This is a genomic window from Burkholderia multivorans ATCC BAA-247, from assembly GCF_000959525.1.
In the GTDB taxonomy this organism is placed as follows: Bacteria; Pseudomonadota; Gammaproteobacteria; order Burkholderiales; family Burkholderiaceae; genus Burkholderia; species Burkholderia multivorans.
On record NZ_CP009831.1, the window covers coordinates 146,500 to 161,297 of the forward strand.

The 14,798-nt window shown below is 69.3% G+C and carries 12 protein-coding genes; 3 read left to right on the forward strand and 9 right to left on the reverse strand.

Features of this window, described 5'->3' with window-relative positions; translation table 11 throughout:
- Positions 1-53: 53 nt before the first annotated feature.
- Both mhpT and NP80_RS03030 read right to left on the reverse strand, forming a co-directional pair.
- The gene (gene mhpT / locus NP80_RS03025; RefSeq protein ID WP_006407833.1) at positions 54-1,259 is read right to left on the reverse strand and encodes a 3-(3-hydroxy-phenyl)propionate transporter MhpT; all 1,206 of its coding nucleotides are present in this window, start codon (positions 1,257-1,259) and stop codon (positions 54-56) included.
- Between the two features lie 277 nt (positions 1,260-1,536).
- Positions 1,537-2,031 carry a MarR family winged helix-turn-helix transcriptional regulator gene (locus NP80_RS03030; protein ID WP_035489176.1) on the reverse strand — a complete coding sequence of 165 codons (495 nt, stop codon included), beginning with the start codon at positions 2,029-2,031 and terminating at the stop codon, positions 1,537-1,539.
- A gap of 278 nt (positions 2,032-2,309) precedes the next feature.
- Here NP80_RS03030 and NP80_RS03035 point away from each other — a divergent pair, with 278 nt between their 5' ends.
- The 3 genes from NP80_RS03035 (at position 2,310) to NP80_RS03045 (ending at position 5,287) form a co-directional block, all read left to right on the forward strand.
- On the forward strand, positions 2,310-3,080 hold the full coding sequence (locus NP80_RS03035; protein WP_006407830.1) for a GntR family transcriptional regulator: 771 nt from the start codon (positions 2,310-2,312) through the stop codon (positions 3,078-3,080).
- A gap of 88 nt (positions 3,081-3,168) precedes the next feature.
- The gene (locus NP80_RS03040; RefSeq protein WP_006407829.1) at positions 3,169-4,212 is read left to right on the forward strand and encodes an aromatic ring-hydroxylating dioxygenase subunit alpha; all 1,044 of its coding nucleotides are present in this window, start codon (positions 3,169-3,171) and stop codon (positions 4,210-4,212) included.
- Positions 4,213-4,267: 55 nt separating this feature from the next.
- Positions 4,268-5,287: a PDR/VanB family oxidoreductase gene (locus NP80_RS03045; protein ID WP_035948247.1), complete on the forward strand. Its 1,020-nt coding sequence runs from the start codon at positions 4,268-4,270 to the stop codon at positions 5,285-5,287.
- 142 nt (positions 5,288-5,429) lie between these two features.
- Here NP80_RS03045 and NP80_RS03050 read toward each other — a convergent pair whose 3' ends face one another.
- The 7 genes from NP80_RS03050 to NP80_RS03080 all read right to left on the reverse strand — a co-directional run bounded on the left by NP80_RS03050 (position 5,430) and on the right by NP80_RS03080 (position 14,765).
- Positions 5,430-7,352, reverse strand: a complete 1,923-nt coding sequence (locus NP80_RS03050; RefSeq protein WP_006411862.1) for a feruloyl-CoA synthase — start codon at positions 7,350-7,352, stop codon at positions 5,430-5,432.
- A gap of 100 nt (positions 7,353-7,452) precedes the next feature.
- A complete protein-coding gene (locus NP80_RS03055) occupies positions 7,453-8,904 on the reverse strand; it encodes an aldehyde dehydrogenase (RefSeq protein ID WP_045593057.1) in 1,452 nt (483 codons plus the stop codon).
- 52 nt (positions 8,905-8,956) lie between these two features.
- Positions 8,957-9,784 carry a p-hydroxycinnamoyl CoA hydratase/lyase gene (locus NP80_RS03060; RefSeq protein WP_006397493.1) on the reverse strand — a complete coding sequence of 276 codons (828 nt, stop codon included), beginning with the start codon at positions 9,782-9,784 and terminating at the stop codon, positions 8,957-8,959.
- 406 nt (positions 9,785-10,190) lie between these two features.
- On the reverse strand, positions 10,191-11,096 hold the full coding sequence (locus tag NP80_RS03065; RefSeq protein WP_006404696.1) for an SMP-30/gluconolactonase/LRE family protein: 906 nt from the start codon (positions 11,094-11,096) through the stop codon (positions 10,191-10,193).
- A gap of 39 nt (positions 11,097-11,135) precedes the next feature.
- Entirely contained in the window at positions 11,136-12,155 is a 1,020-nt protein-coding gene (gene araH / locus NP80_RS03070; RefSeq protein WP_006397496.1) for an L-arabinose ABC transporter permease AraH, read from the reverse strand.
- Positions 12,156-12,192: 37 nt separating this feature from the next.
- A complete protein-coding gene (araG, locus tag NP80_RS03075) occupies positions 12,193-13,740 on the reverse strand; it encodes an L-arabinose ABC transporter ATP-binding protein AraG (protein WP_006411021.1) in 1,548 nt (515 codons plus the stop codon).
- Positions 13,741-13,760: 20 nt separating this feature from the next.
- Positions 13,761-14,765, reverse strand: coding sequence for an arabinose ABC transporter substrate-binding protein (locus tag NP80_RS03080; RefSeq protein ID WP_006397498.1), 1,005 nt, complete (start codon positions 14,763-14,765; stop codon positions 13,761-13,763).
- Positions 14,766-14,798: the final 33 nt, after the last annotated feature.

The following is a 14,798-nucleotide window of genomic DNA, read 5'->3' on the forward strand; positions in this document are numbered from 1 at the left end:
CAGACCTGCGTCGATGTCGCGCTCTGACGGCGCGTCGGGTTGAAAGAAGGAACTCAGTCCTGCGCGTGCGGCCGGCGGATCAGCAGCAGCGCGGCGATCGCGGCAACGAGCGTGACGGGGATGCTCGCGCCGATCACGACCGACGCGCTGCGGCCCATCGCGAGCAGTTCGGCGGCGGCGAGCGGCCCGACGACCGAGCCGAGCCGCCCGACGGCCACCGCGGAGCCCACGCCGGTGCCGCGCATCGCGGTCGGGTAGTAGATCGCGGCGAGCGCATACAGCACCGACTGGCCGCCGACGACGAACATCCCGGCCGCGAACGCGGCGACGGACAGCCACATGAGCCCCGGCGCGATCGCGAGCGCGGCAAGCGACAGCACGATCCCCGCATACATGCCGCCGACGACGCGCGCGGGCCGCATCCGGTCCATCGACATGCCGATGCCGAGCACGCCGAGGCCGCTGCCGATGTTGAAGAAGATCTGCACGATGCCGGCCTGCCCGCGCGCGAGCCCTTTCGCGGCCATCAGCGACGGCAGCCAGTTCAGCAGGAAATACAGCACGATCAGCGTGCAGAAGTAGCTGATCCACAGCGCGAGCGTCGAGCCGGTGCGGCCGCCGCCGAACAGCGTGTCGCGCACGCCCGCGCGCGCGGCGCCCGACGCGCTGACGTCGAGAAACGCGCGCGACTCGGGCAGCAGCGCGATCAACAGCGGCGCAAGCAGCAGCGGCCCGACGCCGCCGACGTAGAAGATGTGACGCCACTCGGTGTCGCCCGCGAGCAGCACGCCGATCAGCGACGCGATCACGCCGCCGAACGGAATCCCGCAGTACATGACGGCGACCGCGCTGCTGCGCGAGCGCGCGCCGACGGCCTCCGACGACAGCGCGATCAGGTTCGGCATCGCGCCGCCGAGCCCGAGCCCCGTGAGCGCACGCACGGCGACGAGCATCGCGAAGCTCGATACCTGCGCGGTCGCGATCGACAGCAGCCCGAACAGGCATACCGACGCAATCAACACGTGTTTGCGGCCGATCCGGTCCGCGAGCCAGCCGCCGAGCATCGCGCCCGGCAGCAGCCCGAACGTGCCCGCGCTGAATGCAATGCCCATCTGCGAAACGGTCAGCCCGAATTCATGCGCCATGCGCGGCGCGGCGACGCCGACCGACTGCAAGTCGAGCCCCTCGAGCAGCGCGATCGCGAAACACAGACCGAGCGTCGTCGCGACGGCCGGCCTCTCGGCAACGGAAGTGTCCATGTCGTCTCCAAACCTGGACCCGCACGCGATGCGACCGCATCTGCGCGAGGGCTTTGTCGTAACCGGATCACGATCGGCTTTATCAGGCTGCCTGATTCTATGTCCGAAATAAAATCCGCGCGGCGTGCTGACGTGCGGACCGTCGTTCCATCGAAGGACGCGACGATTTAATAACAGGTAACCTGATATTTCAAGTGCGAAACGGGCCGGTGTTAACCCGCAACGCGCGCGGAAACCGGCCGAGCGGGCCGTGAAGAAGCCGACGAAACGGTCGCGCTTAGTCGCGCAGATTGCGCACGAACAGCTCGAGCGTGCGCTGGACCTGCGCGACGTCGTCGGCAGTCAGGTCGTCGCCGAGCATGCGGCGCTCGAGCGGGCGCAGCACCTGTTCGCATTCGCGCAGGATCGCCGAGCCTTCGTCGGTCAGGCGCAGCAGGATCACGCGGCCGTGGCTCGGGTCGGCCTCGCGCGTGACGAAGCCGCGCGCGGCCATCGCGCTCATCACCTCGTTCGCCGATTGCGGCGTGATGAACGAGCGCACCGCGAGCTGCGCGTTCGATAGCGCACCGCGCGCCTCGAGCACCGACAGCGCCGTGTACTGCGCGAGCGTCACGCCGAGCGGCGCGAGCGCGTCGCTCATCTGACGCCGCAGCAGGCGGTCGAGATTGCCGATCAGGTAGGTCAGCCGCTGCTGCGTGCGCACGCGCGGCCGGGCTTCGGTGACGCGGGCGGCGCGTTTCGCGCCGGCCGGTTTGACGGGAGTCGAACTCATGAACGTGTCGGAATCGATATCGCGGGCCATCTTACCTCACGCGTTGCGCGTGCCGACAGCGGTCGTGCCGGACGTTGCGTCGCCGCGCGTCCGGCACCGGCATGCCGTGCGCGACACTGTATACAGCGCGCGGTCGATCGGCGGCATTCATTCGTGGTTTACCCGTGAAATCGAGCGATTCCACTTGATTTCGTCTCGTCGATGTATACAGTTTTATCAAGCAACCTGATAACCCATCGTGCCGCGATCGCTCGCGGCGCGCACGTTTTCCGCCACCGATGACGACCGTCGACACGCCCGCTTCCGACACGCGCCCTGCCGCGTCCCCGTCCCAGACCGTCCGCGCGCTGCTCGGGCTGCGCGAGCTCATCGTCGGCGGCGAACTCGGCCCCGGCGAGCGCATCTCCGAGCTGTGGGTCGTCGAGCGGCTCGGCGTGTCGCGCACGCCGGTGCGCGCGGCACTGATCCGGCTGCAGGAAGAAGGGCTGATCGAGCCGATCGCGACCGGCGGCTTTGCGGTGCGCGCGTTTTCCGCGCGCGAGATCGGCGACGCGATCGAGCTGCGCGGCACGCTCGAAGGGCTCGCCGCGCGTTTCGCGGCCGAGCGCGGCGTGCCGGCGTCGACGTTGCGCAGCCTGCATGCGTGTGCGGACGAAATCGACGGACTGCTGGCCGGCCCGCTGACCGACGAAACCTTCTCGCGCTACGTCGACGCCAACGCGCGCTTTCACCGCCTGCTCGCCGGCGCGGCGGGCAGCGACGTCGTCGCGCGGCAGATCGACAAGGTCGCGACGCTGCCGTTCGCGTCGGCGAGCGCGTTCGTCGTCGTGCAGTCGCTCGATCCGCGTGCACGCGAAACGCTCGTCGTTGCGCAGGCGCAGCATCGCGCCGTGCTCGATGCGATCGCGCGCCGCCAGGGCGCGCGGGCCGAAGCGCTGATGCGCGAGCACGCGCAGATCGCGCACGACAACCTGCGGCGCGTGCTCGACAACCAGCGGGCGATGACGAAGCTCGCGGGCGGCAACCTGATCCGTCGCGACGCCGGCTGAGCGGCGCGCGGCATTTTCTCGTGCGGCGCGCGACGCGCCGCTTTTCCGAAGACGAACATGGCGTGCAAGCACGCCCTGGAGGAGACGCATGTTCCTGAAAAACGCCTGGTATGTCGCGTGTACGCCCGACGAATTCGCGAGCAAGCCGCTCGGCCGGCAGATCTGCGGCGAGCGCATGGTGTTCTTTCGCGATGGGCAGGGCACGGTCGCCGCGCTCGAGGATTTCTGCCCGCATCGCGGCGCGCCGCTGTCGCTCGGCACCGTGCGCGACGGCCATCTCGTCTGCGGCTATCACGGGCTGACGATGGGCGCGGACGGCAAGTGCACGAGCATGCCGTGCCAGCGCGTCGGCGGCATTCCGGCGATCCGCCGCTATCCGGCCGTCGAGCGGTACGGCTTCGTGTGGGTGTGGCCGGGCGATCCCGCGCAGGCCGACCCGGCGACGATCCACCCGCTGCACTGGGCCGACGATCCGGGCTGGGCGTACGGCGGCGGCCTTTATCACATCGACTGCGACTACCGGCTGATGATCGACAACCTGATGGACCTCACGCACGAGACCTACGTGCATGCGTCGAGCATCGGCCAGCCGGAGATCGAGGAAGCGCCGCCGACGACGAAGGTCGACGGCGACACGGTGACGACGAGCCGCTTCATGGAAGGCATCGTGCCACCGCCGTTCTGGGCCGCCGCGTTGCGCGGCAACGGGCTCGCCGACGACGTGCGCTGCGATCGCTGGCAGATCTGCCACTTCACGCCGCCGAGCCACGTGATGATCGAGGTGGGCGTCGCGCATGCGGGCAAAGGCGGCTATCACGCCGACCCGCGCGACAAGGTGTCGAGCATCGTCGTCGACTTCATCACGCCCGAGACCGAGACGTCGATCTGGTACTTCTGGGGGATGGCACGCAGCTTCGCGGTCGACGATCGCGCGTTGACCGAGACGATCCGCAAGGGCCAGGGCGCGATCTTTGCCGAGGATCTGGACATGCTCGAGGCGCAGCAGCGCAACCTGCTGCGCTGGCCGGACCGTCCGCTGCTGAAGCTGAACATCGATGCGGGCGGCGTGCAGTCGCGCCGCGTGCTCGACCGCCTCATCGAACAGGAGCGCGCTGCCGCGCTGTCGTGCTGACCCTCGCGCCGCGTTCGCGCGCACGCGCGGCGCGGCGCCCTCATTGACCGTTGCCATGAAAGTCACGCTTCTTCACAAGCTTCCCGTCGCGACCGACATCTGCATGTTCGAACTCGGGCCGGCCGACGGCGCCGCGCTACCGCCCTTCACGGCCGGCGCGCATATCGACGTCCATCTCGGCGGACTCGTTCGCCAGTATTCGCTGTGCAACAGCCCGTCGGAGGCGGGCGTCTACCGGCTCGGCGTGCTGCGCGAGCGCGAATCGCGCGGCGGCTCCGTCGCGATGCACGCGTGCGAGCCCGGCACGACGCTCGAGATCGGCGAGCCGCGCAATCACTTCCCGCTCGATCCACATGCCGCGCACAGCGTGCTGCTCGCGGGCGGCATCGGCATCACGCCGCTGCTCAGCATGGCGCTGCATCTGGCCGAGACCGGGCGGTCGTTCGAACTGCATTACTGCGCGCGCGAACCGGCGCGCGCGGCGTTCGTCGACCGGCTCGATACGCCGCCGCTGAACGCGCGCACGCGGCTGTGGTTCGACGATGCGCCTGCCGGGCAGCGCATCGATTTCGCGCAGGTACTCGGCAAGCCCCATGCGCATACGCATCTGTACGTGTGCGGGCCGGCCGGGTTCATCGCGGCGGTGCTCGGCGCGGCTGCGCAGGCCGGGTGGGATCCGGCGAACGTGCATCGGGAGTACTTTGGCGCGGCCGGCGTAGGTGCTGCCGGCGTAGGCGCGGCCGGCTTAGGCGCTGCCGACGTAGGCGCAGGCGGCGAAAGCGAAACGTCGGCAGCAGCAACGGCCGATGGCCCGTTCCAGGTATCGCTCGCGCAATCGGGCCGCGTCGTCGACGTGCCGGCCGGTATGACGATCGTCGAAGCGCTGCGCGGCTGCCGGATCGAGGTGCCCGTGTCGTGCGAACAAGGCGTCTGCGGCACGTGCCTCACGCGCGTGCTGTCCGGCACGCCCGATCATCGCGACGTCTACCTGACCGACGACGAACGGGCGGCGAACGATCAGATGCTGCCGTGCTGTTCGCGCGCGCGCACGCCGATGCTCGTGCTCGACCTGTGAGACGGCCGCGCGGCGCGAGCCGCGCAGGCCGACGTGCGGCCGCTACGTTTCGCGGCAAACGCCGCGCGCCGACACCGCGCGGTGCACGCGTTGCGACATGCAACGCAGCGCGCACCGCGCAACGGCATCCGCGCGTGCGGCTTCAGCCGTGTCGCGCGATGCGCTCGATGTCGGCAAAGATCAGCCCCGCTTCCGCATCGTCGCGCGCATCGGCCGCATACATGGCCTCGACCAGCGCCGCACGATGCGCGAGCACCGCGCGCTGATTGATCGACCCCTTGTCGGTGACTTCGCCGAGATCGAGCGACGGCGGTTCGTCGAGAATCCGCAGCCGCGTGATGAGCGTCGCGCTGCCGGTCGCGTCGCGGTTCAGCCGCGCGAGCAACTCGGCGAAGAACGCGCGCACGGCCGGCGCGCGCAGCACCGCCTGCACGTCGGCATCGGGTGCGGCACCCGCGAGACGGCGGCAATCGTCGATGCGCGGAAAGATCATCACGCCCACATCGTCGCGGTTCATCCCCGTCACGACCGCGTCCTGCACGTACGGCGCGCCGTTCGAAATGATGCGCGCGCGCATCGGCCCGACGCTGACGAACGTACCGGACGACAGCTTGAAATCCTCCGCGATGCGGCCGTCGAACATCAGCCCGATCTCGGGCCGCTGCGGATCGACGAAGCGCACTGCGTCGCCGCTGCGGTAATAGCCCTCGTCGTCGAACACGTCGCGCGCGTCCGCATCGATCGCGCGCCAGTAGCCGGCCATCACGTTCGGCCCGCGAAAGCGCGCCTCGAGCTTGCCGTCGACGGGCACGAGCTTAGCGTCGCAGCCCGGCGCCGGCAGGCCGATGTAACCGGCCGCGGAGAACGGTCCGGTCGTGAACATGCATGACGGCGCGGCCTCGGTCATCCCGAGCCCCGCCATGATCCGGATACGCTCGCCGCAGTGCGCGAGCGTCACGCGCTCGAGGCGATCCCACGCGGCCTGCGACAGCCCCGCGCCGGCGAAGAAATAGAGCTTCACGCGCGAAAAGAACGTGCGGCGCAGCGCGGCGTCCGTTTCGAGCGCGGCGGTCAGTTCTTCCCAGCCCTTCGGCACGTTGAAATAGACGGTCGGCGCGATCTCGCGCAGGTTGCGCAGCGTCTCGTCGAACTTGCCCGCAACGGGCTTGCCGTCGTCGATGTAGAGCGTGCCGCCGTTGTAGAGCGCGATCCCGACGTTGTGGCTGCCGCCGAACGTGTGATTCCACGGCAGCCAGTCGACCAGCACCGGCGGCTCGATGCCGAACTGCGGAAACGTTTCGAGGAGCATCTGCTGGTTGCTGCACAGCATCCGGTGCGTGGTCGGCACCGCCTTGGGCAGCCGCGTCGAACCCGACGTGAACAGGAACTTCGCGATCCGGTCGCCCGTCACCGCGTCGTGCGCCGCATCGACGTCGCGCGGCACCGTATCGAGCAGCGACGCGAAGCGCGTCGCGCCCGGCATGCCGTCGCGCGCCGACACGATCACGCGTTCGACGTCGGCCGGCACCGCTGCATCGAGCGCCGCGCAGTAGGCGTCGCCGTCGGACGCGAAGACGAGCCCCGGCGTCAGCAGTGCGAGCGCGTGACGCAGCTTGCCGTAGTCGCTCGACACGAGCGAATACGCGGGCGACAGCGGCGCATATGGAATCCCGGCCCACATCGCGCCGAACGCGATTTGCAGATGTTCGAGATCGTTGCCGGACAGGATTGCGATCGGCCGCTCGACCGACAGGCCGCGATCGAGCAGCGCCTGACCGATCGCGCGCGCGCGTTCGAGCATCTGCGCATACGTGATGCCGATCCACGCGCCGTCCGCGCCGCGCCTCGCGACGAGCCAGCGGTCCGGATGCGCCTGCGCGCCGCTGACGAGCCGGTCGGTGAGCCGGCGCGGATACGCGCCGAGCGGCGTGGCCGCGCGCAGATACCAGCAGCCGTCGCGCTGCACGATCTCCGGCGGCGCCGTGCCGATCGCAACCGGCCGGTAGCCGGCGGGAACGGTCTGCGCGGCCGCGTCGCCGCGCGATTGGGTCGGGTCCGCTTCCAAGTCTTGTCTCCGTGCGGTTCCGGCGCGCGTGCGCCTGTGCTCGGCCGGAACGTCGTTGTATCGTGATCGCGGCTGCGACGCGCGCAGCCCGTGCCGATCGTCAGATCGGGTAATGCCGCGGCGCGGTCTGCACGGTGATCCAGCGCAGATCCGTGAATTCGGCGATCGACGCCTTGCTGCCGAAGCGTCCGTAGCCGCTCGCCTTCACGCCGCCGAACGGCATCTGCGCCTCGTCGTGCACGGTCGGCCCGTTGATGTGGCAGATGCCCGATTCGATCCGCTTCGCAAGCTGCATCGCGCGCGCGATGTCGCGGCTGAACACGGCCGCCGACAGCCCGTATTCGCTGTCGTTCGCGGCCGCGAGCGCGGCCTCGTCGTCGTCGACGCGCTGCACGGTCACGACCGGCCCGAACGATTCGTCCGCGTAGAGCTTCATCTCGCGCGTGACGCCGTCGACGATCGTCGGCTGCATCACCGCGCCGTCCACCTTGCAGCCGAGCGGCAACGCGGCGCCGTGCGCGCGCGCGTCGTCGACGAGCGCCGCGATCCGCTGCGCCGCCGCTTCGCTTTCGAGCGTGCCGAGCACGATGCCCGGCGCGGCCGGGTTGCCGGCCTTCAGCGTGCGCGCCTTCGCGACGAGCTTGTCGACGAACGCATCGGCGACCTTGCGATCGACGATCACGCGCTCGGTCGACATGCAGATCTGCCCCTGGTTGAAGAACGCGCCGAACGCGACCGCGTCGACGGCCGCATCGAGATCGGCGTCGTCGAGCACGAGCACCGGCGCCTTGCCGCCGAGTTCGAGCAGCGCGGGTTTCAGATGCTGCGCGGCGAGCGTCGCGACGATGCGGCCGACGCGCGTCGAGCCCGTGAAGTTGACGCGCCGCACGGCCGGATTCGCGATCAGCCGCTCGACGATCGGCGGGGCGTCGTGCGGCGCGTGCGTGATCACGTTGACGACACCGTCGCCGAGCCCCGCGTCGTGCAGCACGCTGCCGATCAGCCGGTGTACGCCGGGGCAGCCTTCGGACGCCTTCAGCACGACCGTGTTGCCGCAGGCGAGCGGCATCGCAAGCGCGCGCGTCGCGAGGATCACGGGCGCATTCCACGGCGCGATGCCGAGCACGACGCCGCACGGCTGGCGCACGGCCATCGCGAGGCTGCCCGGCACGTCGGACGGAATCACGGCGCCTTCGATCTGCGTGGTCATCGCGGCGGCCTCGCGCAGCATGTTCGCCGCGAGCATCACGTTGAAGCCGTACCAGTTCGCCATCGCGCCCGTTTCCGCGCGGCCGATCTCGATGAACTCGCCGGCGCGCGCGTCCATCGCGTCGGCCGCCGCGAGCAGCCGGCGGCGACGTTCGGTCGGCGCGAGCGCCGCCCATCCGGGAAACGCGCGCGCGGCGGCCGCGACCGCGGCATCCGCATCGGCGAGCGTCGCGGCCGCCGCGCGCGAGGCGACCTGGCCGGTCGCCGGATCGATCCGGTCGAACGTCGCGCCGTCCGACGCGCCGCGCGACACGCCGTCGATCAACAAACTCACTTCGTGCATTTCGCTGTCTCCGCTCAGTTTCGGCCCGGGTCGGGCTGCGCCGCGTCGCCGCTCAGCGCTTGTACGCCTGCAGGCCCGGCTTGATGCTCTTTTCGTCGAGGAACTGCTTGAGCCCCTGCTCGCGGCCGCCTTCCGGATCGCGATAGTTGGCCTGGTCGAGCTTCGCGTACAGGTAGTCCTCGTTCTGCTCCCACGTCAGTTCGCGGCACCGCTTGAAGCCGTGCTTCGCGTTGCGGATCACGACCGGATTCTTGTCGAGCAGCTTCGCGGCGAGCGCACGCACCTCGTCGCGCAGCTGCGCGCGCGGCACGCTCTTGTTGACGAGGCCCATCTGCGCGGCCTGCTGGCCCGTGAACGTGTCGCCGGTCATGATGTAGTAGAGCGCCTGACGATGACCGACCGTATCGGCCATCGCCTTGCTGACCAGATTGCCCGGCGGAATGCCCCAGTTGATCTCGGACAACCCGAACACCGCCTCGTCGGCCGCGATCGCGAGATCGCAGGCGACGAGCGGCGAGAAGCCGCCGCCGAAGCACCAGCCGTTGACCATCGCGATCGTCGGCTTCGCGTACATGCGCAGCAGCTGCCACTGCCAGCGGCTCGCGTCGCGGCGGATCTTTTCCTGCAGGATTTCGGGGCCCGCATCGACTTCGCGGAAATATTCCTTGAGATCCATCCCGGCCGTCCATGCATCGCCTTCGCCGGTCAGCACGAGCACCTGCGCTTCGGGGTCGAGTTCGATCGCTTCGAGCACGTCGATCATTTCCGCGTTCAGCGTCGGGCTCATCGCGTTGCGCTTCTCGGGACGATTCAGCGTCACCCACGCAATCCCGCCCTCGACGGCGACTTTCACGGTTTTCCAGCGACCTTCGTAACTCATCTTCGTTCTCCAATGACAGCGCCGCCCGTTGCGACTCGCCGCCAATTTACTATCAGGTAGCCTGATATGTAAAGCGGATTGGACGCGCGTCCGGACAAACCCCTAAACGGGTGCGAACGCGGCGCGGCGTGCCGTCTCGGACGCGGCGCCGCAGGCATGCGCGAGCGACGGCGGGCGCCGGTGGGACGATCGAGGACGAGCGGTTTCGCGGAAAACGGGAGTCGCGATGCGGATGCGCGGCGCGAGGACGACGTGCGGTTTTCGGCGACGTGTTCGGCGCCGTATTTGTCGCCGTTGTGCCGCGGCGCGGCGCGAGAAATGAAAGTGTGCGGCGCACGACGCACCGGCAGCGAAACAAAGCGCGCGGCGGCACGGCGATCGCCGCGCGCGCCGCCGCGTCGCGCGATCAGGTACCGACGCCGCGCTTCAGCGCGAATCGCGCGGTCGGCAGCCCCGCATGCCGCGTCGCCGCGACGAACACGCCGCCGGCGTGCGGATCGTCGGCAAGCGCGTCGTCGGCAAGGCCGACGCGCGCGCTCGTCACGTAGAGCCGGCCTTCGCCGTCGAGCGCCGGGCAGCTCGGCTGTGCGGTCGGCACGTCGACGCGCTCGGTCTCGATGCCGTCGGGGCCGTAACGCACGACGCGCCGGCCGCCCCACTGCGCGCTCCACAGCCCGCCGTCGCGGTCGACCGTCGCCCCGTCCGGATCGCCGTCCGGATCGGTCAGACGCGCGAACGACCGCACGCCGGACACGCCCGCACGGCTGTAATCGCCGACGAAGATCTCGCGCACCATCGAATCGCAGAAGTACATCTTCGTGCCGTCGGGCGAGAACGCGATGCTGTTCGCGATCGCGGCCGGCGGCAGCGCGAGCCGCTCCAGCGCGAGGTCGGAACCGAGCCGGTAGAACCCGCCGACCGCGCGCGGCGGCTCGCCGCCTTCGTCCTTCATCCCGAACACGAACGCGCCGAACGGATCGCAGCGGCCGTCGTTCAGGCGCGTCGGCAGGTCAGGCTCGACGTCGACGATCCGCGTCAACGCGCCGCTGCGCAGATCGAAGAACGCGAGGTGCGTCGCGAGCCCGACGAGCAGCACGTCCGGATCGTCGGTCAGTGCGAAGCAGGCGAGACGCTCGGGCATCGGCCACTGCGCGAGCGCGGAGCCGTCCGCGCGGCAGCGCCACAGCCGCGCGCCTTCGATGTCCGTCCAGTACAGCGTATTCGTTGCGTCGCACCACGTCGCGCCCTCGCCGAGCGCGTTGCGGCAGTCGGCCAGCAGCGAAGCCGCCGCGGCCGGTCGATTCTGTTGCATGCCGTCTCCCGATAATCGATGCTCAGGCGGCGCGCACGCTCAGATCTTCATCGCGCGCCGCTGGTTGCGACGATACTGGTCGAACAGCACCGCGAGCAACAGAATTCCGCCGCGTATCAGATATTGGTAAAAGGTCGGCACGTTCAGCAGGCTCATCGCGTCCTGCACCGAGCCCATGATCAGCACGCCGACGAGCACGCCGGAAATCGTCGCGACGCCGCCCGTCAGCGACACGCCGCCGAGCACGCACGCCGAGATCACGCCGAGCTCGAGGCCGACCGAGGTCTTCGGATCGCCGAGGCTCATCCGCGACGCGAGCATCACGCCCGCAAAGCCGGTCACGAGCCCTTGCAGCACGAACACGGTGATCTTGATCCGCATCACCGGCAGCCCCGCGAGCAGCGCGGCCTCGCCGTTGCCGCCGACCGCGAGCACGTTCTTGCCGAACACCGTCTTGCGCAGCAGGAAGCCGAACACGACGAAGCCGACGATGTTGCTCCAGATCGGATACGAGATGCCGAGGAACGAGCCGCCGCCGAGATCGAAGAAGCGCTCCTCGGAGATCATCACCGCGTCGCCGTTCGACGTGATGAACGCGAGGCCGCGCACGACCTCCATCATCGCGAGCGTGACGATCAGCGAGTTGATGCGCCAGCGCGCGATCAGCACGCCGTTGACAAGGCCGACCGCGCCGCCCGCGAGTACGCCGGCCGCGATGCCGAGCACGACGCTGTGCGTCGCCGTGATCAGCGTCGAGGCGACGACGCCCGAGAACGCGACGATCGACGCGACCGACAGGTCGACTTCGCCGAGCGCGAGCACGAACATCATCGTCACGGCGATCGAGCCGATCAGCGTGACCGACAGCAGCAGGCCCTGGATGTTGCGCGGCGTGAGGAAGTCCGGCACGGTCAGCGACAGCGTCGCGAACAGCACGGCGAACACCATCACGATGCCGGAGCGGTTGATCAGTTGCCACACGCCGCCGCGTGCGCGCACGGGGACGGCGGCCGCGTCGGGGGACGGGGAAGTCTGTTGGGGTTGCATCGCCTGGCTCATGTCATTGCATTCCGTTTGTCACGCGTTCGCGCATCCGTCAGCGCGGCAGCGCGAGCTTGATCAGCGTATCGGGCGTCGCCTGCGCCTTCGCGACTTCGCCGGCGATGCGCCCTTCCTTCATCACGACGATCCGGTCCGACACGCCGATCACCTCGGCGAGATCGCTCGAGACGAGGATCACCGTGCGGCCCGCTTCCGCGAGTTCGTAGAACAGGTTGTAGATTTCGGCGCGCGCGCCGACGTCGATGCCGCGCGTCGGCTCGTCCATCAGGAACACGTCGATGCGCTCGGCCAGCCAGCGCGCAAGCACGACCTTCTGCTGGTTGCCGCCGGACAGCGCGCCGATCGGCGTGTCGCCGTCGCGCGTCTTGATCGCGAGCCGCTCGATATAGCGCTGCGCGAGCTCGCGTTCGCGCCGCGCGTCGAGCAGCATCCGCGCGGGGCTGAAATGCCGGCGCGCACTGATGTTGAGGTTGTCGGCGACCGACGCGATCGCGACGATCCCTTCCTGCTTGCGGTCCTCCGGGCACAGCGCGATGCCGGCACGCACCGCGTCGCGCGGGCTCGCGAACGCGACGCGCCGCCCGTTCAGCTCGACGTGTCCGGCACTCGGCCGTGCGGCGCCGTACAGCAGCTTCATCAGCTCCGAGCGACCCGCGCCGACGAGCCCGAAGAAGCCGACGATCTCGCCGCGGCGCGCGGCGAACGACACGGGCTCGGCCAGGCCGGGCCCCATCAGCCCCTTCGCTTCGAGCAGCACGTCGCCGGCCGGGCGCGGCCGATAGCCGTAGACGTCCTGGATCGAACGCCCGACCATGCAGCTGATCAGCCGGTCGCGGTCGAGATCGGCGACCGACTCGAACGTCTCGATCTTGCGGCCGTCGCGAAACACCGTCACGCGGTCGCACAGCGCGTCGACTTCCTCCATGCGGTGCGTGACGTAGATGATCGCGCGGCCGTCCGCGCGCAGCGCGCGGATGATCCGGAACAGTTGGGCGGTTTCGCGCGCCGAGAGCGAACTCGTCGGTTCGTCGAACGCGATCACGCGCGCATCGCGCATCAGCGCCTTGCCGATCTCGATCATCTGGCGCTGACCGATCGACAGGTACTTCACCGGCACGTGCGGATCGATGCGTTCGCCAAGGCGTTCGAGCGCGTCGAGCGCGCGCGCGGCGAGCGTGCGTTCGTCGACCACGCCGAGCCGGCTCGGCAACTGCCCGAGCATCAGGTTCTCGGCGACCGTCAGCTCGGGCACCAGATGCAGTTCCTGATAGATGATCGCGATGCCCGCTTCGAGCGCCGCGCGGGTCGACGCGAAGCGCTGCACCTCGCCGTTCAGCGTCAGCGTGCCGGCCTGCGGCTGGTTCACGCCGGACAACACCTTCAGCAGCGTCGACTTGCCGGCGCCGTTCTCGCCCATCAACCCGTGCACTTCGCCGGCGCGCACCGACAGCGACACGCCGTCGAGCGCGCGCACGCCCGGAAAGCTGACCGTGATCCCGTCGAGCGCGAGCAGCGCATCGCGCTGCACGGGCGCCGCAGCCGCGGCGGGAGGGGCGGCGGCCGTCATCGTCTGCGTCGTCATCGCGTCCTCGCTCGCGCCGCTCAGATGCCGAGCTCGGCGCGCACCGCCTGCCAGTTGCTGCGCGTCATCAGCTTGCCGCTCGTCTGCGTATCGGCGGGCGGCATCTTGCCGTTGCGGATCCAGTCGACGAGGTTCTGCGTGCTTTCCTTGCCGTGATTCGTCGAGCTGACCGCGATCGTCCCGAAGAAGCCGGTCGGCTCCTTCTTCTGGAATTCCGCGAACGCCTCGCCCGCACCGTTGATGCCGACGCCGATCACGTCGGCCGCCGGAATGTGCAGCTGTTCGGTCGCGCGCACGGCGCCGAGCACGGTTTCCTCGTTCAGTGCGTAGATCACCCACTTCTTCACGTTCGGGTGACGCGCGAGCACCGGTGCCGCCGCGCTGAAGCCGCCTTCGTCGTCGGTCGTCTTCTGCGGCGCGTCGAAGATGTTCTCCTTGCGGAAGCCGTTCGCAAGCAGCGCCTGCGTCGCGCCGTCGGTGCGCAACTTCGCGGTCGGCAGTTCGTAGTTCGTGATGCGCAGCGCGCCGACTTCCTCCGGCTTCCAGCCGCGCCGCTTCATCTCGTCGGCGATCGCCTGGCCGACCTGGTTGCCGATCTTCGTCGCCGACATGCCGAGATGCGGCACGTTCGCGAGCGGCTTGCCGGTCGAATCGACGAGCTGGTCGTCGACGGTCACAAACTTCATGTTGTAGCGCTTCGCGCGCGCGGCGATCGCCGGCCCGAGCCGCACGTCGGGCGCGCAGATCACGAAGCCCTGCGCGCCTTGCGAGCCGAGGTTGTCGATCGCGGCCAGCACCTTTTCGCCGTCCGGCGTACCGATCTTCACGACCGAGAAATTCTCCTTCTGACCGAGCGCGGCCGCCGCGTTCTGTTCGTTGATGAACCAGGCCTGCTCGGGCATCTTGACGAGGAAGCCGATCTTCAGCGGCGCATCGGCGCGGGCCGTGCCCTGCATGCCGAGCGGCGCGATGCACAGCGCCGCCAGCAGCGCGCGCAACAGGGTTCTGCGATTCGTGCGAAACATGTCTTTGTCTCCTTGTATGACTCTGCGTGTGTG

Coding starts and splice junctions, on each gene's coding strand:
- mhpT (WP_006407833.1), bottom strand. CDS start 1,259: ATGGACACTTCCGTTGCCGAGAGGCCGGCCGTCGCGACGACGCTCGGT.
- NP80_RS03030 (WP_035489176.1), bottom strand. CDS start 2,031: ATGAGTTCGACTCCCGTCAAACCGGCCGGCGCGAAACGCGCCGCCCGC.
- NP80_RS03035 (WP_006407830.1), top strand. CDS start 2,310: ATGACGACCGTCGACACGCCCGCTTCCGACACGCGCCCTGCCGCGTCC.
- NP80_RS03040 (WP_006407829.1), top strand. CDS start 3,169: ATGTTCCTGAAAAACGCCTGGTATGTCGCGTGTACGCCCGACGAATTC.
- NP80_RS03045 (WP_035948247.1), top strand. CDS start 4,268: ATGAAAGTCACGCTTCTTCACAAGCTTCCCGTCGCGACCGACATCTGC.
- NP80_RS03055 (WP_045593057.1), bottom strand. CDS start 8,904: ATGCACGAAGTGAGTTTGTTGATCGACGGCGTGTCGCGCGGCGCGTCG.
- NP80_RS03060 (WP_006397493.1), bottom strand. CDS start 9,784: ATGAGTTACGAAGGTCGCTGGAAAACCGTGAAAGTCGCCGTCGAGGGC.
- NP80_RS03065 (WP_006404696.1), bottom strand. CDS start 11,096: ATGCAACAGAATCGACCGGCCGCGGCGGCTTCGCTGCTGGCCGACTGC.
- araH (WP_006397496.1), bottom strand. CDS start 12,155: ATGAGCCAGGCGATGCAACCCCAACAGACTTCCCCGTCCCCCGACGCG.
- araG (WP_006411021.1), bottom strand. CDS start 13,740: ATGACGACGCAGACGATGACGGCCGCCGCCCCTCCCGCCGCGGCTGCG.
- NP80_RS03080 (WP_006397498.1), bottom strand. CDS start 14,765: ATGTTTCGCACGAATCGCAGAACCCTGTTGCGCGCGCTGCTGGCGGCG.